At 61.6% G+C, this 21,053-nt stretch carries 19 protein-coding genes; 8 read left to right on the forward strand and 11 right to left on the reverse strand.

Annotated features, from left to right (window positions below):
• The first annotated feature begins 62 nt into the window (after positions 1-62).
• Entirely contained in the window at positions 63-1,289 is a 1,227-nt protein-coding gene (locus AACZ26_RS00515) for an MFS transporter (protein ID WP_339618330.1), read from the forward strand.
• A gap of 11 nt (positions 1,290-1,300) precedes the next feature.
• Here AACZ26_RS00515 and AACZ26_RS00520 read toward each other — a convergent pair whose 3' ends face one another.
• Genes AACZ26_RS00520 through AACZ26_RS00530 form a run of 3 tightly spaced genes read right to left on the reverse strand, consistent with a single transcriptional unit; the run spans position 1,301 to position 3,455 of the window.
• Entirely contained in the window at positions 1,301-2,197 is an 897-nt protein-coding gene (locus AACZ26_RS00520) for an endo alpha-1,4 polygalactosaminidase (protein WP_339618331.1), read from the reverse strand.
• Positions 2,198-2,253: 56 nt separating this feature from the next.
• The gene (locus AACZ26_RS00525; protein WP_339618332.1) at positions 2,254-3,090 is read right to left on the reverse strand and encodes a M56 family metallopeptidase; all 837 of its coding nucleotides are present in this window, start codon (positions 3,088-3,090) and stop codon (positions 2,254-2,256) included.
• 2 nt (positions 3,091-3,092) lie between these two features.
• Positions 3,093-3,455 (reverse strand): BlaI/MecI/CopY family transcriptional regulator, encoded by a 363-nt coding sequence (locus AACZ26_RS00530; protein ID WP_339618333.1) that lies wholly within the window; start codon positions 3,453-3,455, stop codon positions 3,093-3,095.
• 124 nt (positions 3,456-3,579) lie between these two features.
• On the opposite strand from AACZ26_RS00530, the gene AACZ26_RS00535 reads away from it, so the two are divergent.
• Genes AACZ26_RS00535 through AACZ26_RS00550 form a run of 4 tightly spaced genes read left to right on the forward strand, consistent with a single transcriptional unit; the run spans position 3,580 to position 10,198 of the window.
• The gene (locus AACZ26_RS00535; RefSeq protein WP_339618334.1) at positions 3,580-5,160 is read left to right on the forward strand and encodes a cytochrome ubiquinol oxidase subunit I; all 1,581 of its coding nucleotides are present in this window, start codon (positions 3,580-3,582) and stop codon (positions 5,158-5,160) included.
• An 18-nt stretch (positions 5,161-5,178) separates the two neighbouring features.
• Positions 5,179-6,222, forward strand: a complete 1,044-nt coding sequence (gene cydB, locus AACZ26_RS00540) for a cytochrome d ubiquinol oxidase subunit II (protein WP_339618335.1) — start codon at positions 5,179-5,181, stop codon at positions 6,220-6,222.
• Positions 6,223-6,237: 15 nt separating this feature from the next.
• Positions 6,238-9,594, forward strand: a complete 3,357-nt coding sequence (gene cydC, locus AACZ26_RS00545; RefSeq protein WP_339618336.1) for a thiol reductant ABC exporter subunit CydC — start codon at positions 6,238-6,240, stop codon at positions 9,592-9,594.
• Positions 9,595-9,646: 52 nt separating this feature from the next.
• Entirely contained in the window at positions 9,647-10,198 is a 552-nt protein-coding gene (locus AACZ26_RS00550; RefSeq protein WP_339618337.1) for a hypothetical protein, read from the forward strand.
• Here AACZ26_RS00550 and AACZ26_RS00555 read toward each other — a convergent pair.
• Positions 10,195-10,506, reverse strand: coding sequence for a hypothetical protein (locus AACZ26_RS00555; protein WP_339618339.1), 312 nt, complete (start codon positions 10,504-10,506; stop codon positions 10,195-10,197). The genes AACZ26_RS00550 and AACZ26_RS00555 overlap by 4 nt on opposite strands.
• Positions 10,448-11,467, reverse strand: a complete 1,020-nt coding sequence (locus tag AACZ26_RS00560; RefSeq protein WP_339618340.1) for a hypothetical protein — start codon at positions 11,465-11,467, stop codon at positions 10,448-10,450. The genes AACZ26_RS00555 and AACZ26_RS00560 overlap by 59 nt, the downstream gene beginning before the upstream one ends.
• Before the next feature lie 83 nt (positions 11,468-11,550).
• On the opposite strand from AACZ26_RS00560, the gene AACZ26_RS00565 reads away from it, so the two are divergent.
• A complete protein-coding gene (locus tag AACZ26_RS00565) occupies positions 11,551-11,709 on the forward strand; it encodes a hypothetical protein (RefSeq protein ID WP_339618341.1) in 159 nt (52 codons plus the stop codon).
• Here the strand turns inward: AACZ26_RS00565 and AACZ26_RS00570 are convergent.
• Positions 11,706-12,545 (reverse strand): acyl-CoA dehydrogenase family protein, encoded by an 840-nt coding sequence (locus tag AACZ26_RS00570; RefSeq protein ID WP_339618342.1) that lies wholly within the window; start codon positions 12,543-12,545, stop codon positions 11,706-11,708. The two genes, AACZ26_RS00565 and AACZ26_RS00570, sit on opposite strands and share 4 nt — an antisense overlap.
• Before the next feature lie 107 nt (positions 12,546-12,652).
• On the opposite strand from AACZ26_RS00570, the gene AACZ26_RS00575 reads away from it, so the two are divergent.
• A complete protein-coding gene (locus AACZ26_RS00575; protein ID WP_339618344.1) occupies positions 12,653-13,654 on the forward strand; it encodes a hypothetical protein in 1,002 nt (333 codons plus the stop codon).
• Positions 13,655-13,684: 30 nt separating this feature from the next.
• Entirely contained in the window at positions 13,685-13,876 is a 192-nt protein-coding gene (locus tag AACZ26_RS00580; protein ID WP_129072795.1) for a hypothetical protein, read from the forward strand.
• 264 nt (positions 13,877-14,140) lie between these two features.
• Here AACZ26_RS00580 and AACZ26_RS00585 read toward each other — a convergent pair whose 3' ends face one another.
• From AACZ26_RS00585 to AACZ26_RS00605, 5 genes are all read right to left on the reverse strand, one after another.
• Complete coding sequence (locus AACZ26_RS00585) at positions 14,141-15,244, reverse strand: acyl-CoA dehydrogenase family protein (RefSeq protein ID WP_339618345.1); 1,104 nt, start codon at positions 15,242-15,244, stop codon at positions 14,141-14,143.
• Between the two features lie 9 nt (positions 15,245-15,253).
• Positions 15,254-16,195, reverse strand: coding sequence for a nucleotidyl transferase AbiEii/AbiGii toxin family protein (locus tag AACZ26_RS00590; RefSeq protein WP_339618346.1), 942 nt, complete (start codon positions 16,193-16,195; stop codon positions 15,254-15,256).
• Positions 16,192-16,725 (reverse strand): type IV toxin-antitoxin system AbiEi family antitoxin domain-containing protein, encoded by a 534-nt coding sequence (locus AACZ26_RS00595; RefSeq protein WP_339618347.1) that lies wholly within the window; start codon positions 16,723-16,725, stop codon positions 16,192-16,194. Before AACZ26_RS00595 ends, AACZ26_RS00590 begins: the two co-directional genes overlap by 4 nt.
• A gap of 77 nt (positions 16,726-16,802) precedes the next feature.
• Entirely contained in the window at positions 16,803-19,988 is a 3,186-nt protein-coding gene (locus AACZ26_RS00600) for a type I restriction endonuclease subunit R (protein WP_339618348.1), read from the reverse strand.
• Positions 19,988-20,263 carry a hypothetical protein gene (locus AACZ26_RS00605; protein ID WP_339618349.1) on the reverse strand — a complete coding sequence of 92 codons (276 nt, stop codon included), beginning with the start codon at positions 20,261-20,263 and terminating at the stop codon, positions 19,988-19,990. The genes AACZ26_RS00600 and AACZ26_RS00605 overlap by 1 nt, the downstream gene beginning before the upstream one ends.
• Positions 20,264-21,053 lie beyond the last annotated feature (790 nt).

The following is a 21,053-nucleotide window of genomic DNA, read 5'->3' on the forward strand; positions in this document are numbered from 1 at the left end:
TGCCGGGCTCTCAATTCTGACGTGAGTCGGTCGGGGCCCGGCGGGGCATAGGGTTGAGCATCGTGACTCAGAACTCTCGCGATACTCCGACCCCCGTCTGGCGCGCGCCAGGAATGCCCGCTCTGCTGGTGCTGACGGCCGCCGGTTTCGGAGGTTTCATTGCGCTGATTCCTGTCGCACCGCTGTGGGCAATTCAGGGCGGGGCCACGGAAGCGGGCTCCGGTTTCGTCAACGGAGTGTTGTTGCTCGTCACCGTTATGACACAGCCCTTTGTTCCGCGACTCCTGGAGCGCTTAGGTACTGGCCGCGTGCTCGCAGCGGGCCTCGCTCTTCTCGGAGTTCCTCCACTGCTGCTTCTCATTTCGGATCAACTAGGCTGGATTCTCGCTATTTCCGCGGTCCGCGGTGTCGGCTTCGGCATTCTGACGGTCACCGGCTCGACCGTTGTGGCGAACCTTGTTGACCGCGCCCAACACGGTGCTGCTGTCGGAATCTACGGCGCCGCAATCGCGATCCCACAGATCTTCCTCGCGCCTACCGCAACTCTGCTCGCGGAGACCGTCGGATTTTGGGCCGTCTTTGCGCTCGGCGCGCTGCCCCTCTTGGGCATCAGCTCCGCCCCTCGACTCGCCCGCATTCTTCGCGCCCAAGCTGCCGAGCGCGAGTTGCTGCCCGCCACCGGTTCAACGCCGGTCACAGCACCATCGGGCGCCCGATCGCAGCGACGGATGCTCGCTGTCACCCTTTTGCGCCCCATGATGCTGCTCAGCGGCGTGACTCTCGCCGGCGGTGCGCTGCTCACTTTCGCGCCACAAATGAGCTCATCGCCCGCGGCGACCGCTGGAGCGCTCGCCCTGCTCACCCTGAGCGCCGCGATCACCCGCTGGGGTGTCGGCGGCCTCTCTGATCGCTACGGTGCCGGTCGCTTCCTGTGGCCGCTCGTCGTCATCTCAGTCGCCGGCCTCCTCGCGATCGCCCACGCTGTGCAGAATCCGGATTCCACGGGCATTCTGCTGTTCCTCCTCGGTATGACGCTCGTCGGCATTGCCTACGGTGGACTGCAGAACCTCACCCTCGTGCTTTCCCTCGCCGCCGTGCAACGCAAGCAATACGGCACAGCGAGCGCCGTCTGGAACATCGGCTTCGACCTCGGAACAGCCCTCGGTTCAGTGCTCATCGGCACGCTCGCCACAGCGTTCGCGTTCCCGCCCGCACTGCTAATCGCGGCTGCAATTTCGTTGCTCACGCTGCCGCTCGCCTTTATTCGCGGACCGAGGGTCAGCGACTAGCGGGGCTTCCGTCAGCAGTGCTCGTAGACGTAGTCTGGTGAGCCGGGCGGCGTAAGATCGCGATCTCGCAGCATCGTGATGCGCGGTGTTGCGGCATCCGCGCACACGTCGGCGAAGGGTCGCCGCAAGTCGTCGGTGTACTCGATATCGATCACGGCGTCACCGTAAAAATCGGTGAAATCAGCGCACTCCTCGAACTGGTCGCACTCTTCGACGATCACAAAATCGAAGCCAATGGCGGATGCCGCCTGGCCAAGCAGCTCAGCAGAATTCTTCTGCGCTACCGCGAGCCCATTCTCGTGACCGGCCTGCACGAGCAGCGTTGCCATCGCGATCGCGTCCGCGCGCTCAAGTAGCCCTTCGGAGCGCGAGTAGCTGTCGAGGTTATCGAACTCGACCGCCTCAAAACCTTTGTCAGCGCATCCCATAATCGCGGGGGTCAGTTGCTCGGCGATAGCCTCACGGTTGCCCTCGGAACGAATGTCGAGCAGCGTCTCGTCCGGCCAGTTCGGGTCGATAACCGCGTCGCCTGCGCTGTCGCGCAAGAGCAACTCGGCCGGCCACTGCTCGCCCGGCTGGGACTGGAAACCATTGATGTAGCAAATGGAATATGCCCCGTCGAGCGGCTGCTCTTCTGAGTCCCGCACGACCACCGACACTGCCGCTTCGGGCTCGTAGGCTCCGCCTAACTGGTAGTCGGCGATCGCTCCCGGCTCGAAAAGGCTCCAGGCCGAGGGAGCTGACCCGGCGTTGGCGGATGCGGTGGGCGAGTCGGGTTGCGCGTCCCCTGCGGGGGCGGTAGTGCATCCCGCGATTGAGAGCACGAGCGCCGTCGCGAGAACGAGCCGTGTGGTCGGGGAGGTGCGCGACCACAGGGAGGCGGGTGCACTCGGCGTAGGCGCGTTCATGAAGCCGAGTTTAGACCGAGCGTGATCACGTCCTGAACCGCCCTACCCCGCGAAAGCTACGCGAGTCGAAGCAGGCGCGCGCGCAGTTCTTTGGGCGTCGATTCGGGTAGTGCTGAAGACAGCTCGCTCCGCTGCGGGAGCGACCCCCCTTCGGAGACAACCGTGATGGCGCGAGCGAGGCTGCCGCGGCCTACGTGTTGCAGGGCATTGTCGTCGGCATGCATCTCGAGCAGCAAGGCAACTTCGCGGGAAGCATTTCGCGCGGTTGGCAACCACGGCAATGACACCTTCCATGCGGTAAAGAAGATCAGCACAATGTCGTGACGAAGTCGCACGTGAGCGCGCTCGTGCTCGACGACCGCTTGCAACTCTTCGTCGTCGAGCAGCTGGATGAGGCCGGCGCTCAGCACGGTGATGGAGGTCAGCGCCCCGGGCAGGCAGTAAGCGACAGGGGCAGGAGTATCGATGAGCCGAGTGCCTGGGCGGTCTGTCATCGGCTCGCTCAGCAACGTAATGAGCTGGGAGTGGCGGGCACGCTCGCGCTCGGCATAAACCACGGTAACGAGAAGGTTGAGCACGAGGTGCACTGTAAGAAAGAGTGCGCCAGAGAGAGCAAGCAGCGACCAGACGGAGGAGCCAGCGGGGAGTTCGTTATGCGTGACGAATCTCCACATGCCGTTTGCGGCATCCGGAAGGTCAGTGGCGAACGTTGCTGCTCCGAGCAGAACTAGCGACCCGATCATGCTGAACCCGCCCAAAAGCGCAACGGACTGCCAGACAAGCAATCCGAGGGTCGGTCGACGGTACGCCCAGGAAGCACCCGGAAGGAGAGTGGGCACGGGCCACGCAAGCAGAATTGCGATAACGCCGAGCCCGATAGCGGCGGCGACCATACTTACCGCCCGGCGAGGATGCGACGGAGAGTCTCCGCCTCTTCGTTCGACACCTGGCCGACAAACCGCTCAAGGACGGCAGCGCGATCGTTGGCGCCGCCCAGCACTTCATGCATGAGATCTGCCATGTGCGCTTCACGTCGAGCGGCAGCGCGGTAGCGGTGCGGGCGGGAGTCGCGTTCGCGCACGACAAAATTCTTGTTCTCGAGGCGAGAAAGCACAGTGAGAATCGTCGTGGCAGCTAGCTCTCGGCCTAAACCTTCCGGCGCAGCAAGCTTGGCCTGCAGGTCGTAGGCAGAGAGGCTTTCGCCACCAGCCCACAGCAAGTCCATCACGCTGCGTTCAAGTTCGCCTAGGGAGTTCATGAGCTAATTCTACCCTAGGTAGAAATATTTTCTACAAGGGTGTAGAAATAGATGCACAGGACTTCTACAGCAAGTAGAACTAGCCCTCCGCATCAGAGCACGGCCGCAGAAAGAAAGGCTTGGAGTGGACCCCCTAGAAATCGCCAGATGGCAATTCGGAATCACTACCGTTTACCACTTCGTCATGGTTCCCCTCACGCTCGGCCTTGGCCCCGTCGTCGCGCTTATGCAGACCCAGTGGGTGCGCACCGGCGACGAGAAGTGGCTACGCATGACCAAGTTCTGGGGCAAGTTGTACCTCATTAACTTCATCATGGGTGTTGCCACCGGTCTCGTTCAAGAGTTCCAATTCGGCATGGCGTGGAGCGAATATTCGCGCTTCGTCGGTGACGTCTTCGGCGCACCGCTAGCCATGGAAGGACTCCTCGCCTTCTTCTTCGAATCCACCTTCCTCGGGCTCTGGATCTTCGGCTGGAACCGCCTGCCCAAGAAGATCCACCTTGCCTCACTCTGGATCGCTGTTGCCGGCTCTGTCGTTTCGGCCTTCTTCATCATCGTCGCCAACTCCTGGATGCAGCACCCCGTCGGTGTTGAGCTCGTCGACGGTCGCCCCGTGATGACCGACATCTGGGCAGTGCTCACCAACAACACAGCTCTCACCGCCTACTCCCACACCATCATGGGTGCCCTTGCCGTCGGTGCGGGCTTCGTCGTCGGCATCTCCTGGTACCAGCTCTGGCAGCGCCGCCGCGACGGCATCGACACCGTGGATGCCACGGGTCGCGTCGTCGTCGGCGAGAACGCCAGCATCCCCGGTCGCGATCGCACCGATCACGCGGTCTGGATTAAGAGCATCCGTATCGCCGCTGTCATCGCCATCATCGGATTCGGTGGGGTTGCCATCACGGGTGACCTGCAGGCAAAGCTGATGTTCGAACAGCAGCCGCTCAAGATGGCCGCAGCCGAAGCGGCTTGCCACGACGGCACGAGCTTCTCCGTGCTCTCGATCGGCAACATTGGTTCTCAAAACTGCGACGAGGTCGTCGGGATCATCGAGATTCCTGGGATCCTCTCGTTCTTGGCGCACGGTGACTTCGACACCGAGATCAGGGGCGTCAACACTCTGATTCCCGAGTACCAAGAGATGTACGGCACCAACCTGCCCGATGACCCGCTCTATGGAGAACGCGCCGGTCAAGAGATCAACTACTTGCCCATCATGGAGGTCACCTACTGGGGCTTCCGCCTGATGATTGGTTTCGGTGCACTCGCTGCCGGCTTCGCGCTGCTCACCCTGTGGATGGTGCGCAAAGGCACGGTGCCTCGTTCGAAGTTCCTCATGGGAACCGCCCTGGCCAGCATCGCTGCTCCATTCGGCGCCAACATCGCCGGCTGGGTCTTCACCGAGATGGGTCGCCAACCCTTCGTGGTTGCCCCGAACCCGACCCCCGGTGGCGTCGATGGTGTGTTCATGTTCACCGCCGCAGCAGTTTCCCCCGGCGTGAGCGGAGAAGAGATCATCTTCTCGCTCGTTGCCCTCGGCCTGGTCTACGGCGCTCTCCTTGTCGTCGAGTTCCGACTCCTCGTGAAGTACGTGCGCGGTGGCGTTGCCTCAGCGATGCCCGAGCTCGCGCATCCGGTTGACGACAACGATGACCCAGATAACCCCAACCGACGCGACGACGTTCTCGCGTTCGCCTACTAAGCAGAAGGGCACGCAATCATGGAACTTCTTCCCACTATTTGGTTCATCGCCATTGCGGCACTGTGGATCGGCTACCTGCTTCTTGAGGGCTTCGATCTCGGTGTCGGGATGCTGTTGCTCTTCAGTACGCGAAGTGACAAGCAGCGTCGGCTCATGCTCAATGCCATCGGCCCGGTTTGGGATGGCAACGAGGTCTGGCTCATTACCGCCGGCGCCGCTACGTTCGCTGCATTCCCGCTCTGGTATGCGTCCCTGTTTTCCGCGCTCTACATACCGCTGACGATTGTTCTCGTGAGTCTGATCTTCCGTGCTGTCGCTATCGAATACCGCGGCAAGGGGTCGACTGAGCGCTGGCGCATCTGGTGGGATCGCGCACTCGGTCTCGGTTCGCTCGGCTCGGCATTCGGTATTGGTGCGGCCCTCGCGCTCACCACTACCGGCCTCCCCATCGACGCCAATGGTGACCGGGTCGGCGGCGCTTTCGCGTGGCTCACGCCGTACGCCATTCTCGGTGGGCTTGCTGTTGTCGGCTTCTCACTCGTGCACGCCTCTGCCTTCCTCGGGCTCAAAACGGATGGCGCTGTGCGTGAGCGTTCACGTCGCTTCCTCGTGCGCTGGAGCCCCGTCGCACTGCTCCCGATCGTCGCGTGGGTCATCGCCGTGCAGCTGCAGAGCGGTTCAGTCATCACTTGGGTGCTCGTCGTCTTCGCCGTGGTTGCGGTCGTCTTCGGCTGGCTCAGCGCCAAGGCCGGGAGCGAAGGCTACGCTTTCATCGGCATCGCCGCCTTCTTGGTTGCGGGAGCGTCATCCATCTTCGCCGCGGTGTACCCCGTCGTGTTGCCGTCCACGATCGATGAGGCGTTCAATCTCACGATCTCGAATGCGGCCAGCGGTGAATATACCTTGAGCGTTATGACTGTCGTCACGGCCTTCGGCCTGCCTCTCGTCTTGCTCTACCAGGGCTACACCTACTGGGTCTTCCGCAAGCGCCTGAGCGAGAAGCACATTCCTGAGGCTCACGTAGTGAAGCCCGCTGTGGCACCCGTTTCTTCAGCTCGCTAGGGCACCATGGAGGGCATGAGAGAGAAGCTTCGCGAACGGCTCGCAGCAGGTTTCGGTCCGGGCGGTGTGCACACACTGTTCGGGCTGGGCTTGCTCTCGACGCTCAAAGGTCTCGCTCTTGTGCTGATGGCCGAGGCCGTCGCCCGTGGCGTTGTGGGAGTCATCGAAACGGATGCCCCAGCCTGGCAGTTCGCTATTGTGCTTGGCATCTCTGCCGGGGTGCTGCGCGCAGCGACCGCATGGGGCACCGAGAGTTTCGCGACCCGCGCTGCTCTCGGCGCGAAAGAATCATTGCGCCGCGATCTTGCCGAGCGCATGCTCACGGGCAGCCGCTCGAGTGTCGGCTCGAGTACTGCTGTTGCCACTGTCGGTCTCGATGAACTCGACAACTACTATCGCGTTGTCTTACCGGCGATTGTGACGACGGCGACGGTTCCCCTGCTGGTTGGCGCTCGCATCCTTTCCGTCGACTGGGTGAGCGCGCTCATCATCGTGCTCACGGTGCCGCTGGTTCCTGTCTTCATGGTGCTTGTCGGCTCTCACACCCGGGAGCGTTCCGAGGCCGCAAGCGCGAGCCTTGAACGCCTCTCTGATCATCTCGTCGAGCTCGCGCGCGGCCTGCCGGTGCTGGTCGGCCTTGGCCGGGTGGGCGAGCAGTCGAAAGCTCTGCGGGCGATCTCGGCCGAGAACCGTACAACGACGATGGCGACTCTGCGCACCGCTTTCCTCTCAGCGCTCGTGCTCGAACTGATTGCCACAATCTCGGTGGCGGTTGTCGCCGTGTTTGTGGGTGTTCGACTCGTCAATGATCAGCTCCCCCTCACGATCGGCTTGATCGCGCTTGTGCTCGCGCCGGAGTGCTTTGCTCCCTTCCGCGAACTCGGCGCAGCATTCCATTCCTCCGAGAATGGGCTAACGGCGCTTCGCCGAGCACGCTCGATCATCGATGCGCCCCGCTCGCGCGAGCACCGCCAAAGCGACGGCAACTTCCGCGTCACCGATCTGACCATCAGCTATGCGGGCCGCGCTGCTCCCACCGTAAACCAGTTGAGCTTTCGCGCAACACGAGGCACCATCACCGCCCTGGATGGGCCCAGCGGCAGCGGAAAATCCAGTGTTCTTGAAGTGCTGGCCGGTAATCGTGAGCCGAGCGGCGGCAGCGTGTGGGGCGTTGATCCCTCCCGAGTGGCGTGGGTTCCGCAACATCCGCACACCGTTGCTGACACCGTGATCGACGAACTGCGGCTCTACAGCGACGATGAGCAAGCGATTAGCGCTGTGCTCATGGAACTCGCCCTCACCGACATTGCCGAATCCGATCCTCGCCAAGTGAGCCCCGGCGAACTGCGGCGCATCGCTGTTGCGCGCGGACTACTGCGCGTCGAAGCGGGAGCAGAGCTGTTGCTGCTGGATGAGCCGACGGCCCACCTTGATCCGGCATCCGCTGCCCGCGTTGAAGCCGCAATCGCCGAACTGCGTGGTCGCCCTGTAACGGTGATCGTCGCATCGCACGAGTCCGGCATTGCGGCTCTTGCCGACCAGATCATCGCTGTCGGCACCTCGGGCGGCACCCGCGCCGTCGAGGCCCGCATCGACCCCCTCACTGTTGTTGGCGAAGCGGATGCTGACGCTCTCGCCGCACCCCGCTCCCCCCGCGCCACTCTCGCCGGCCTACTCGAGTTTGTGCGCCCCTCACTGCCCACTCTCGTCGGAGCAATTGCTCTCGGTGTTGGCGCGAGCCTCTTCGCGATCTCGCTGACCGCGATTTCGGGGTGGCTGATTGTGCGGGCCAGCGAGCATCCGCCCATCATGTATTTGCTTGTCGCGATCGTGGGAGTGCGCTTCTTTGGCATCGGGCGGGCAGCGCTGCGCTACTCGGAGCGGCTCGCCACCCACAGCGCGGTGCTTCGTTCGCTGATCGAGCTGCGCGTTTCTCTGTGGAACGGTCTCGGCGCTCGGGCTCTCGGTTCGCGCGCTCTCGCCAATGGCGGGGTGGCTCTCGACTATCTCGTCGCGGCCGCCGATCGTGTGCGCGACCTTGTTCCTCGCGTCGTTCTCCCTCCCGCAGTTGCCATCGGAACCTCCCTTGCCGCACTCATCGCGGTGGGGCTGCTGCACGCGCCAGCCGTTCCCGTGCTGCTCTGGGGTCTCGCCGCCGGCCTCGTTCTGGCCCCTCTCGTTGCCGTGTGGGTTGACCGATCGGCCGCGCAAGGTATCGCCGAAGTGCAATCGCGAGTCGTTCGTGCCTTTGCGGCGCTCACCGGCGCGGCCACCGATCTGCGTGCCAACGGAGTCGGGGAACGGATGCTCGGCCGCCTCGATCGCATCGACGCTGAAGCCGGCGCACTCTCCCGCCGCAGCGCCCGCGCTCTCGGCATCGGCAACGCCGTCGTCGTACTCGCCTGCTCCGTGACCGCCGTAGCCATGTTGCCCATCGCGGCCCCGGCCGTTGTCGCTGGAACGCTCCCCATCGGCATCGTTGCCGTACTCGTGCTCATCCCCATCGGCCTCGTCGACTCGCTCATCGCTTTCGTCGACTCCGTGCAGCAGTGGCCAGCGCTCAGCGCCGCGCTCGCCAAAGTGCGCGGAGTGACGGCCGGCGCGGATGCGGCTGCCGCTGCGGATGGGGCTGCCGCGGCTGCCGACAGTCGTCGCGACGCCGGCGCAGGCGCCGCGAGCGCAGACCAACCACTGGGTGACGTGACCATTCTTGAACTGCGGGAGCTCGGCATCCGCTGGCCGTCGAGCCCGACGCTCGCGTTCTCGGGCGCGACCGCTCGGGTTGAGCGCGGCGAGTGGCTTGTGGTTGAGGGGCCATCGGGGGCGGGTAAGTCGACGCTGTTGGCCGCGCTGCTCGGCTATCTTCCGGCGGCTGCTGGCTCCTGGAGCCTCAATGGGGTGGATGCTCGCAAGCTGTCGCCTGAGCAATTGCGCGCGGCGGTCACATGGTGCCCGCAGGAGTCGCACCTCTTCGATTCGACGATTCGCGGCAATCTGCTGTTGGGTCGCGCCTACGATGATCAACCGTCCGAGCAGGAGCTCGTTGCCGTCATGCGCCAGGTCGGTCTTGGTCCGCTTTTCGATTCACTCGATCACGGTCTCGACACTCGTGTGGGTTCGGCGGGCGAAAGCCTCTCGGGCGGTGAGCGTCAGCGCCTCGCGGTTGCCCGCACTCTCCTCACCCGTGCGGATGTCGTACTGCTCGATGAGCCGACCGCCCACTTGGATGCCGCGAGCGCCGAGCACCTCATCACCGACCTGCGCACGGCTCTCGCCGACAAGGTCGTGGTGCTTGTCAGCCATCACGATGATGAGCGTCGCGACGACGACGTCAGCTTGCGGCTCGGGGCGCGCGAGGTTGCTGCGGTGTAACCTCGAGTGAGGACGAGTCACATTTCAAGGTGGCTCAAGGGGATGTGGACCAGTGACGACAGCAGCGCCAGAACAGCACATCGATACCGTTTCGGCCCCGGCGAGCATGCACCCGCGCCGAAACCTCAAGGACATCGCCGCCGTTCTCGGCTGCGTCGCGGTGGCATTGGCCCTGGGCACTGCGCTCGTGGTGCTGGGAAGTCCCTCTTACGGCTCGATTGGTTCAGAGCTGCTGCACGCTTTCGCCCGCGCAACCGCACTGGGCCTCCCGGTAGCAGCCCTGTTCGGCGTGCCAACGTGGTTGTGGCTGAGCGCACGAGTTCCCGCTCGAGCGCTCCCCATCGCACTATTCATCGCGCTGAGTCCACTCTTCGGAATCGTGCCCGGTCTCGCCGTCTTCGTGACGGGGCTCATCACCCACCTAGACACTCCCGTGTTCCTGGGCATGTTCATGATCGCGGCGGGAGCGTGGACCGCACCTATCGCGACCGCGCTCTACTACCTAGTTCTGGGTAAGCGACCGCGTATCGCGATCTCGCTCGGCGGTGTCGCTGTTGTTCTTGCGCTGTTGGGCTGGGTGAGCATCTCAGTCGCCGGCGGCTAGCTCCCGAAAAGGTCGCTCGCGACCGTTTTGTACACCGATTCCGGGTTCGAGGGGTGGTAGATGCCGGCGAGCACATCGCGTTGCAGGCGCGCGAGTTCGCTCGTGCTGCGGAAGGCTCCTCCCCCGGCTGAACGCATGACCTGGTCGACGACGTGGCGTGCGGTTTCGATGCTGTGCAGCTGGGGTTCGATCGCGTCGAGGGCGAGCGCGGCTCGACCTGAGAGAGCCCACGACTGTTCACGGCCTAAATCACCAATTGCACGCCTTAGCCGGATTGCCCTGCAAGATGGCAGGAATAATACCTGCACGCCAGTTGTCCCAACTTCGTCGATAACTCTCAAGATCAATATTAATCGTGCCGGGCAGCCCAGCGACGTGGCAGTCCCACTGCTGAGCCATAGTTTTGTATTGCATTGAGCTTGGGTGGTGTTCTCGAAGGTCGGCTAAGCCAGCTGAGTAAACGAAGCCTGGATTAATCGGCTGAGTCCATCGCGCTAACGCGGTTACAGTCAAGCGAACCTCCCACCCCCCATTACGCCAACGCTCCCACTTCACCTGTGAAATCATGCCTCGTGCGTACGCTGGGTCTGCCACTACCGGATAGACAACCCCAGGGCGGTCATGGTCCACGAATTGAGTCAAAGTCGAGCCGGAAACTTCGTACTGTGTAGGCACGTCCAGCCCGTTGGCATCTTTAGCCCATGCCGGAGCGAAACCACCAACGAGTTCACCCGCCGCGTCGAGCACGAATATTTGCCCGTTCAGTTCATAGATGCTGCCCCCATGAGGGAGGCCCAACTCGAAGTCGAACCTACTGGGCGCTGACGAGTTGTCGATGATGGTGCCGATCTGGACACTGCCATCAGAATTAACCGCAGAAATTGTGGTGACACCTTCATTGCTCGTATGGGCGATCGCGCCAGGGGCGAGCTCAACTGTTTCGACGGCAGTGAGTTCGGGGCGACCAATAGTGAGAATCTGATCTCGGTCACCGACGGAAATGGGCGCAACGATCGAGCTAGGAATAACGACGTCGGTGCCGTTCACCCTCGCTTCGATCGCATTGACTGCATCTACATCGGTTTCGACATTGGCGGCGTCTCCGACAAAGTCGGTGTCAACGAGAGAGTCGTGGTCTACTACCGCAGTAAGGATCGAACGAATACTTGCTTTCTCCGACAGCTCCGTTTGGGCGAGAGCTGGCGACGAGATGTTGAGAGCCATCAGGATCGAGGCTGCAAGGGCAAGGGACCGGGCTATGCGCATCACGACTCTTTCTTTATATGGGTTTTGCTCAGAATGTTATCGAGTCGAGAGAAGTTGTAGGTACTCTTTCCACAGGGAGGTCAGAAATGAAAAGAAAGAAGCGATCGATGATCGTGCTCGTGCTGATTCTGGTCGTGATAACTATCGCGGCATATCTAGCGATCACTTCGGGGATCTTCGCAGTCGTACTCGACCCCGACGACGAGACGCTGACGTCGACGCGCGAGAGTATTCTGCGCGCCTAGTTCCCGAACAGGTCGCTCGCGACGGTCTTGTACACCGATTCCGGGTTCGAGGGGTGGTAGATGCCGGCGAGCACATCGCGTTGCAGGCGCGCGAGTTCGCTCGTGCTGCGGAAGGCTCCTCCCCCGGCTGAACGCATGACCTGGTCGACGACGTGGCGTGCGGTTTCGATGCTGCGGTGCTTCACACCGGTCAGTTTGCGGAACCAGCCAGCCCCGTGATCCACGAGCCCATCAACGTCATCGACAATGCTGTGCAGCTGGGGTTCGATCGCATCGAGCGCGAGCGCGGCATCCGCCATGCGCCAGCGCAGATCCGGATGCTCGGAATACGCCTCTCCGCTGATCGCCGAGCTGCGCTGCTGCAGTGCTTCGACCCCGAGTTCGAGGGCGCGGTCGGCGAGGCCCGCATAGACGGAGGCGATGAGCGGCAAGAAGTTGGCGAACACCGCGAAGATGAACGGATCGGCGTTGGGCCCGACGGGCAGCACGCGGGCGACCCTGTTCGCGGGAACGAAGGCGCCATCCAACACTGTCGTGTGGCTTTGGGTGGCGCGCATGCCGAGGGTGTCCCAGTCGCCGAGCGAGCGCCAGCCGGGTTCATCGCGAGAGACGAAACCATGCACGAGGGTTTCGCTGCCATCGCCCTCGGTGTGCTTGCCGGGGAGAGCGAGGTGAAGATCTTGGTGCCCGTGAACGCGTAACCGCCCTCGACGGTTTCGGCGGTGGTGAGCGAGTCCCGCATGACGAGATCGTTGCCGGGTTCGCTCAGAGCCTCCGCGACGCCGGTCCATACGAGGTGCGCATTGCCACCATTCTTGGAGCGTTCTTCGGAACATGGATCAACCATAGACACCTTCTTCTACCCTTGTTATGCTGAATGAATATATATCAATTTTCTGTGTGTGGTTACCGAACTGCGCACAGAACGATCGAAGGAGAAATTGTGCGTTTTCTACCTAAGAGCGCCCTGAGCATGGCGGCGTCCATCGTTGTCGGCATCGCTGCTGTAGGCGTGGCTCCCGGCCCGGCTTTTGCGCAGGTCGTCAACGATCCGATAGCGGCAGTAAAGAATGTGGCGGAGCAAACTAGCGCGGCCGAAATGGATGTGCTGCGCGATGCCGTCACTTCCCCAATGGAGGCCACAGCGTCTGGGCAGAGGACAGCTCTCGCGCAGAATGGCGTCGCAATCACGTTGCCTGCGCTGAGCTCCGATAGCATCCGCTTGGGTGCGGAGGGAAATCCTCAAGTCGGCCTAACTCTCCCCTTTGCCTCCGAGAGTAGCGAGGCAACCGTTGACCCTTCAGGCGCTGTCTCATTCGACAACGAGAATGGTTCCCAAACCGTGGTGGTGGGGAAATCAGCGGGCGCGGTGCAGGTTGCAACAGTTATTTCTAATAAGAACGCACCTCAGCGGTACGAATACACTTTTGACGTCGAGGGCGAGGCGCAACTGATAGCCGACCCACAGACCGGTGCGGTGATAGTTACCGACCAATCTGGAGTTCCCATCGCGCAGGTAGCCGCGCCATGGGCCGTCGACGCTGAGGGGAGGGATGTGGCAACATCCTACGAAATCTCCGGGGGGACACTCACCCAGGTCGTTGATCTAGACGCCCAGCCTGTCACATACCCTGTCGTCGCGGACCCCCAAACGCTGTACTTCTGGTGGGGACAGGCCATGAAGTTTTCAAAGTCGGAGACCAAACAGGTTGCCAATGCAGCTAACGCTGGTTACGCGTCGCTACTAAGCGCATTCTGTGGCCTAATTGCTAGCGGGCCCGGTGCGGTGACCTGCGGCGTGGTCTCAGGTGCTCTAATCCTTGCCTTCGGGAACCAGTTCAAGTCCGCCGCAGCTGCTGGAAAGTGCATCCAAATCAACATGCCATACGCTGGTGTGGTTATCGGCGGGCCCCTAACATGGTCGCTGCACACAGTGACCTGCTAACAGTCCAATACACAAGAAAGTAGGCAAGAAATGCGCACTTGGTCTTATATCGTCGCAAGCTGGTTAGCCGGTGCGGTCGTACTCGGATTGGCTATTCATCTGCTCGGTGCGACCACATACATGGCGATCCTCACCGGTGTCGGCTTCTTCACCGTTGCGATGCTCGCTACCGCAATTCGTCGTCGGCGGTCGGCGGAACCTCGCCGCCACGGCGAAAACTAGCACCCGTTCAGGAACCTATATCTATCGGTGCCCGCAGCTTAGAGACCTTGTTCCGACCACAGATGCTGCGGGCATCGATTTCCACAATGCAGCCAACATCGTGGCCCCCACTTCGCAGGCGGATTCTCCGCGGCGATCTTTTGTGCAGAATGCATCGGCTTGTGCCATGCGCCTGCATACCTTTGGTCGAAGTTTCCCGCCACCACATCAGGCCATACTCGCCCGCGGTAAGTGAAGTTCTTGAACCATCAAACGCGTGCCCACCTAACTCCCGAACAGGTCGCTCGCGACCGTTTTGTACACCGATTCCGGGTTCGAGGGGTGGTAGATACCGGCGAGCACATCGCGTTGCAGGCGGGCGAGTTCGCTTGTGCTCCGGAAGGCTCCTCCCCCGGCTGAGCGCATGACTTGGTCGACGACGTGGCGTGCGGTTTCGGTGCTGCGTTGTTTGACGCCGGTCAGTTTGCGGAACCAGCCAGCCCCGTGATCCACGAGACCATCGACGTCATCGGCGATGCTGTGCAGTTGGGGTTCGATCGCATCGAGCGCGAGCGCGGCATCCGCCATGCGCCAGCGCAGGTCCGGATGCTCGGAGTACGCCTCACCGCTGATGGCCGAGCGGCGTTTCTGTAGTGTTTCGACACCGAGTTCGAGGGCACGGTCGGCAATTCCGGCATAGACGGAGGCGATGAGCGGCAGGAAGTTCGCGAATACGGCGAAGACGAAGGGGTCTGTGGTGTCCCCGACGGCTAGTTTCCGGGTGACTTTGTTGGCGGGCATGAACGCTTTGTCGAGCACGGTGGTGTGGCTTTGGGTGGCGCGCATGCCGAGGGTGTCCCAGTCGTTGAGGGAACGCCAGCCGGGGGTGTCGCGGGTGATGAAACCGTGGATGAGGGTTTCGGTGCCGTCGTCGGCCGTGTGTTTGCCGAAGAGGGCGAGCTGGGTCCATGCCGGTGACAGTGAGGTGAAAATTTTCGTACCAGTAAAGAGGTGCCCGCCTTCGACGGTTTCGACGGTGGTGAGGGAGTCCCCCATGACGAGGTCGTTGCCGGGTTCACTCAAGCCGAAGGCGAAAACTTCGCCGGCTTCGGCATCCGCCAACAACCAGTCGAGGCTCGAGTCGCCACGCTCGCGCAGAGCCCCCGCGACACCGATCCAGACGAGGTGCATGTTGATGGCGAGCGCCGTGGCCGGGGCGTACGCGGCAAGCAGGCGTTGGTCATCCGACAGCTCACGCAAACTGCGCGGCTTCAAGTACCCGACAGCACGCAGCTCTTGCAGGTCTTCGGTAAAGAAGATGTTCTCGCGATCGTAACGCTCGGCGCGCGACCGGATGCGATCAAGCAGTGCTGGGGTGAGTACCGTCATGGGTCAACGCTATCGCGCGGCGCTTCGCGCTATCTCTGCGACCCACTCGTTGAGCTCGCCCAGCGCTTCATCAAGGCCGATTTCGATCCCGGCTTGATCGGCAGGTTTTCGCCAGCCGTCAGCCCAACTTTGCCAGGCAGTTAGTTCCGGCGGCCAAGTTCGCGGCACCAGCCCTAGCTCTTCGGCTTCCAGTGCGCGCGCCCGAAACACGTCTTCTGCGGCTACCCTCACAGCGCCTAGCTCACTGCCCTCTGGGAAGAAAGCTCCGCGCAGCAACAGCAAATCTACGACGTCACGCACGCGGTCGTTAAAGAATGGTTTGCCGTCGCCTTCCGGAGCGGGGGCATCCGGGTCAGTGCAGGCATGAAGTTTTTGTGCAACCTGGTAGGCCATGGTGATTCCGGCGATTTCATCAGGCGCACCAAGCCCGAGCGCGCTCAGGTCAGGCGCAGCGAAGCGCTCATCCTCGTCGCCAATCCTTCCTTCGGAGAAAGACACCTCCACTTTGATTTTGCGAAAAACTTGACCGCGAATCTTGAGCTGAATGTATAAGCGCCGCGGCTTGTTGGTGGTACGGGCGTTCTCGACCACCTCAATCTCCGTTCGCGCTAGCTCGAACGGTTCCCATGGTTGCGCGAGCGCCGAATCCAGCGCAGTCTCAAAATCTGCAATGGCACCCCTGTAAACAGTGTCGACATCTCTTGTTGCTCGCGCCCCGACTTCCAAGCGATGCTCCAGGTACGCGCCGCCTTTGATCAGGAAGTCCGGGCGTCCGTCAGAGCCCAAGGCTCGTTGCAACGCTGCCATCACAATCACCGAACCGGTGAGCCAGCCAAGACGGTCAAAGGCTTGGTCCGTTTTCTTCGCGGCTGCGTTGAGAAAGGAATTGAGAGCTGTCGTGTTCTTGGGCGGAGCCTCCCGCGGCGGCAGACCGTCGAAAGCATGCGTCACAGGTTGCTCTCCAGCTCGCTCAGCTCCAGAGCAGTCAACTGCCCCCTCGCACGCGCGGCCCCAATCGCCTGATGCAGAAGATGTCTGGGCACTTTTGTAGCGATGCCTTGCTCGATCGCCGTGAGCACAGTGACTACTGGAATTCCTTCCCACCAGCTTCGCTCGCGGGGCGATATGTGATCGCTATGTAGCTGCACGCCAGAGATGTTCCTGCGGACGCGATGCTTTCCCACATTCACATGGATGATCTCTGGATTGATGTCGCAGAGGTCGTGCACGAGCAGCGCCGTGTCATGGGAAAGGATCGCGTCAGGTGCCCCGGTTGCCAGCACTGCGCGCATGTAATCGTCGCGCGCTGTTTGCGGTAGTTCTGGAAACCGGTAGAGGCCCTGAGAGATCCGTTCCAGCTTCTCTCTCGAAGCAAGCTTCGCTAGCTCCACCGCCGAATAGCCCAGGTCTCGTGCATCCCGAGTAGTGACGAATCCGTACTGGCTAGCGGCGATTGGCCACAGCTCTGTTCGCAATGTCATGATTCCTCCGTGCCAAAACTATACCTTTTTTGGTATAGTTTTGGCAATTTTTCGCGTAGCCTGCCCTTGGAGCAACCCTAGGCGCCCGCCTCACGCTCAACCGCATACCGCGGCGCCATTGATTCCATCTGCTCCATGACGAGCTTGATGGCGTCGGGCTGCTTGTCTGGCGGATAGTCATTGAGCACGAGCAACCGCTTGATGGATGAGCGGAGCTTGGCCCGCACATCGTCGCGTACGGTCCAGTCGGTGCGCACATCGCGGCGCATGACCTCGACGAGGCCGCGGGCGATGTCAGCGAGTTTGCCGTCGCCCTGCACTTCGACGGCCGATTCATTTTGCGAAACCGCATCGTAGAAGGCGAGCTCGTCCGACGACAGCGACGGAGTGAACGTTTCCCCACGTTTGCCTTCGTGAGCAACCTCCCGAGCCAGGGCCACGAGCTCAGCGATCACTTCAGCTGAGGTGAGTTGCTGGTTGGTGTACTTGTTCATCAGCTCGGTGATGCGTTCCGAAAAGGCACGCTGGCGGATGATGTTGTTGCGCGTGACGGCAGCCGATTCTTCCGTCAGCAGGGTGCGCAGCGCTTCGATCGCGAGTTGGGGGTTGCGGGCTTGCTGCGTCCGCTCGACGAACTCGGGGGTGAGGTCGCTGAGCGAAGGCTTGGGCATGCCTGCCGCACTGTAGATGTCGTAGACCTCACCGGCATCCGTCGCTTGGGCAATGAGGTTACCAAGGAGACGCTGGATGTCTTCGGGGATGGGTTCGCCACGAGACTTGCGGTCGAGGGCGTCGAACTTCGCCATCAGCACGCGCACTTCTTCGTAGAACGTGATCTCGGGGTGCAGTCCGACCAAGGTGGTGCGGCCGCTGGCGAGCGCCCAGGCGCGGCCGAGTTGTCCGGAGAAGCGGCGGTAGCGGGCGGCGAGTGTTTCTTCGCCGAGCGCGGCCTCGTTGCCGGGGGTCGCAGCATCCCGCAAATAGTTCGCGGCACCACTTGCGGCGTTCAGGTAGGCCTTGTTGCCGCCCTTGTCGAGAATGGCTTTCCAGTCGTAGCCGGCCAAGATTTCGCGGAGCTTGTCAACGAGGTCGAGGGCAACATCCACTGCTTCGTCGACGGAGCGCCCGATGGGTTTGTTCTCTTGGTCGCTGGTCGTGTACTCCTCGAGAGCTGCTTTGAGGTTGTCGACCAGGGGCGCGTAGGCGACGAGTAGGCCGTCTTCTTTTCCGCGGAAGGTGCGGTTGACGCGCGCAAGGGTCTGCATGAGTAGCGCGCCTTTGAGGGGGCGGTCGAGGTAGAGGGTGTGGAGGGGTGGCGCGTCAAAGCCGGTGAGCATCATGTTCTGCACGATCACGATTTCGAGTTCGTCATCCACATCTTTGAGGCGCGTTTTGATGGCGTCGTTTTGGGATGTACGGCGCACGTGTTCAACGATGGGCGACGGGTCAGATGGCGTACCCGAGTAGACGACTTTGATCTTGCCCGTGGTGAGGTCGTCGCTGTGCCAGTCGGGGCGTAGGGCGATGATTTGGTCGTAGAGGCGGGCGCAGATCTCGCGGGTGGCTCCGACGATGAGGGCTTTGCCGGGAGCTTCGATGTAGGGGCGCATGCGTGTGCTGCGTTCTTCCCAGTGTCGAACGATGTCTTCGGCGAGGGCTTCGAGCCGTTCGGGGGCTCCGTAGATGGCGTTGACGACGGCGACGGATGCTTCGATGCGGGCCCGTTCGGTGTCGTCGAGGGCGAGGGTGACGTCGTCTGCTGCAGCATCGAGGTCTTCTTGGGTGATGCCGTCGGCGAGTCCGACTTTGATGAGGCGGGGTTCGAAGTAGACGGGCACGGTGGCTTTGTCGTCGACGGCGCGGGTGAGGTCGTAGATGTCGATGTAGTCGCCGAAGACGTCGCGGGTGTTGCGGTCGTCGAAGGAGATGGGGGTGCCGGTGAAGGCGATGAGGGTGGCGTTGGGGAGGGCGTCGCGTAGGTGGCGGGCGTAGCCGTCGAGGTCGTCGTAGTGGCTGCGGTGGGCTTCGTCGACGATGACGATGACGTTGCGGCGGTCGGAGAGGAGGGGGTGTTCGGTTCCGGTGGCGCGTTCGGTGTCGGTGCGTCCGAATTTTTGGAGGGTGGTGAAGTAGATGCCGCCGGTGGTGCGGTTGCCAATTTCGTCGCGCAGTTGGGTGCGGCTTTTGATTTGTTGGGGCTTTTCGGCGAGCAGCATGCTCTGGTTGAACGTTTGGAAGAGTTGGCCGTCGAGTTCGGTGCGGTCGGTGATGACGACGATGGTGGGGTTTTTGAGTTTGGCGTGGCGGGAGACGAGGTTGGCGTAGAGCTCCATTTCCATGGATTTGCCGGAGCCTTGGGTGTGCCAGACGACGCCCGCTTTTCCGTTAGATTCGACGGCCAATACGGTGCTGCCGATTGCTTTGGAGACGGCAAAGTATTGGTGGGGTTTCGCGATGCGTTTGGTGAGGCCGTCGCTGTTCTCGTCGAAGGCTGTGTAATTGCGCAGGAGTTGCAGGAAGCGGTCTTGGTTGTAGAGCCCGTCGATGGCGTCTTCGAGGCTGGTGATGGTTTCACCGTCGATGGTGCGGTTGGGGTTGACGGGTTTGCCGTCGTCGTCGACGTTCCAGGGGGCGAAGTGGTTGAGGGGTGTGAAGGGGGTGCCGTATTTGGCGTCGATTCCGTCGCTGGCGAGGGTGAAGACGCAGTAGCGGAATGCGAGGCGAAATTCGCGGAGGTAGGTGTGCAGTTGGGCGTGGGCGGAGGCGACATCCGCCGTTTTGGTGCCGGCTTTTTTTAGCTCGATGATGCTGACGGGCATGCCGTTGCAGTAGAGCACGAGGTCGAAGCGTCGTTTGTAGTCGCCCTGAGTGAGGGTGACTTGGTTGACGGCGAGCCAGTCGTTCTGGTCGGGGTCGGCGGAGAGCAGGCTGATGGTGGGGTTGTGTTCGGTGCCGTCGGTGTTGATGTAACTGAGGCGGAATCCGTCGACAAGGTATTGGTGGATGCGAAGGTTTTCGGCGATCGCATCTTTCGACTTCGGCGACGCAATCTCGGCAACCGCTTGCGCAAGGTATTGGGCAGGCACGGTCGGGTTGAACTTCTGCAGTGCGGCAAGCAGGCGGGGGCGGATGAGGAGCTCATCCCAACTGTCACGCTCACCCGAGCCGGGTGCGATTTTTTCGCCCGCAAGAGGAAGCCACCCCAACTCCCCGAGCGCGTCAAGTGTGAGCTGTTCCCAGTCTGCTTCTGACATTCCGACCATCACCCGACCTCTTCGATCTGCTTCTCGGCATCCTTCACGCGGAGCCTGCCCGACATGAGTTCGGGGAGGAGTGTGTCGCGCAACCTCGCGAGTGTTCTGTTTTCTTCATCCAGCGAGTGAAGATTTTGACGTATGGGCGTAGCAAGATCTTCGAAAGCAACACGCTTTTGGGGCGGCAGTAGAGGAACTGGCGCGGCCTTGAACTGTTCAGCGCGCACCGCTGGGTATGCACTTCCCTCGGCAACGTTCTCAAGATGTGTCGTGAATCCGTGCAATCGCGTCACCTCATAGAGGTATGCAAAACCAACACCTCTCGGTGAAAGCACTGCCAACCCGGTTGAAGCTACTAGTTTCGAATCCTCTGAAAGGTTGAGGGAATGCGAGCGCCTGTTTGGCCTGACCGTCGACCAAAGCGTGTCACCCGGCCTTACGCGTCGCCGCGCTCGACTCGGGGCGTCTTCCCAAGGGGTCAATTCGGGAAACGAGTGCGCTCCCACCCCAACTGAGGCGATATCGATGTACCTCAAAAATTGGCCAGCGATTGGTTTTACGACTTGAGCGTTTACCTCAGCGATTGTCTCGAGGGGAGCAAAGTCGACGCCGCTTGCCAGCTCAAGCTGAAATCGCGCACTGAGATAGTCGTCGGCTATTTCTGAAAGTTGCATGTTAGCGGCGATCTTTTCGTCAAGAGCGCCCAATACCTGCGCGATCGCCCGGCGTTCCGGAATGCTTGGTGGCAAGAATTCAATCTGGTTGAGAATTGTTTGGTTCAGAAGTGGTTGACCAGAGCCCGAGCTTCGGCCATTCAGCCCCAAAGCCTGAAGGGCGTAGTACCAGTACCTCGGGTCATCATCTTGTTTTGGTTGGCACGCGATCGCATTGTCGGTTACCCAGCTGGGACCTGCCGAGTAGTGGAGACTCCCACAATAAGAACCAACTCGGCCGATAACTATTGTCGGTTCTTCGAAGTTCGCGGTGCTCGTCTTCCCGATTGCTCCATTCGAACCAAAGACGAACACCCCACCAGACTCTGATCTGGAAGGTGAGGTTTTTCCGTTTCGAAAT

The organism is uncultured Salinibacterium sp. (assembly GCF_963974405.1).
Lineage (GTDB): Bacteria > Actinomycetota > Actinomycetes > Actinomycetales > Microbacteriaceae > Rhodoglobus.

What these genes read in the sequence shown, in the direction of transcription:
- AACZ26_RS00585 (WP_339618345.1), bottom strand. Translation starts at nt 15,244, where the DNA reads ATGACGGTACTCACCCCAGCACTGCTTGATCGCATCCGGTCGCGCGCC.
- AACZ26_RS00530 (WP_339618333.1), bottom strand. Translation starts at nt 3,455, where the DNA reads ATGAACTCCCTAGGCGAACTTGAACGCAGCGTGATGGACTTGCTGTGG.
- cydC (WP_339618336.1), top strand. Translation starts at nt 6,238, where the DNA reads ATGAGAGAGAAGCTTCGCGAACGGCTCGCAGCAGGTTTCGGTCCGGGC.
- AACZ26_RS00600 (WP_339618348.1), bottom strand. Translation starts at nt 19,988, where the DNA reads ATGGTCGGAATGTCAGAAGCAGACTGGGAACAGCTCACACTTGACGCG.
- AACZ26_RS00520 (WP_339618331.1), bottom strand. Translation starts at nt 2,197, where the DNA reads ATGAACGCGCCTACGCCGAGTGCACCCGCCTCCCTGTGGTCGCGCACC.
- AACZ26_RS00565 (WP_339618341.1), top strand. Translation starts at nt 11,551, where the DNA reads ATGAAAAGAAAGAAGCGATCGATGATCGTGCTCGTGCTGATTCTGGTC.
- AACZ26_RS00525 (WP_339618332.1), bottom strand. Translation starts at nt 3,090, where the DNA reads ATGGTCGCCGCCGCTATCGGGCTCGGCGTTATCGCAATTCTGCTTGCG.
- cydB (WP_339618335.1), top strand. Translation starts at nt 5,179, where the DNA reads ATGGAACTTCTTCCCACTATTTGGTTCATCGCCATTGCGGCACTGTGG.
- AACZ26_RS00595 (WP_339618347.1), bottom strand. Translation starts at nt 16,725, where the DNA reads ATGACATTGCGAACAGAGCTGTGGCCAATCGCCGCTAGCCAGTACGGA.
- AACZ26_RS00580 (WP_129072795.1), top strand. Translation starts at nt 13,685, where the DNA reads ATGCGCACTTGGTCTTATATCGTCGCAAGCTGGTTAGCCGGTGCGGTC.
- AACZ26_RS00570 (WP_339618342.1), bottom strand. Translation starts at nt 12,545, where the DNA reads ATGTTCCGAAGAACGCTCCAAGAATGGTGGCAATGCGCACCTCGTATG.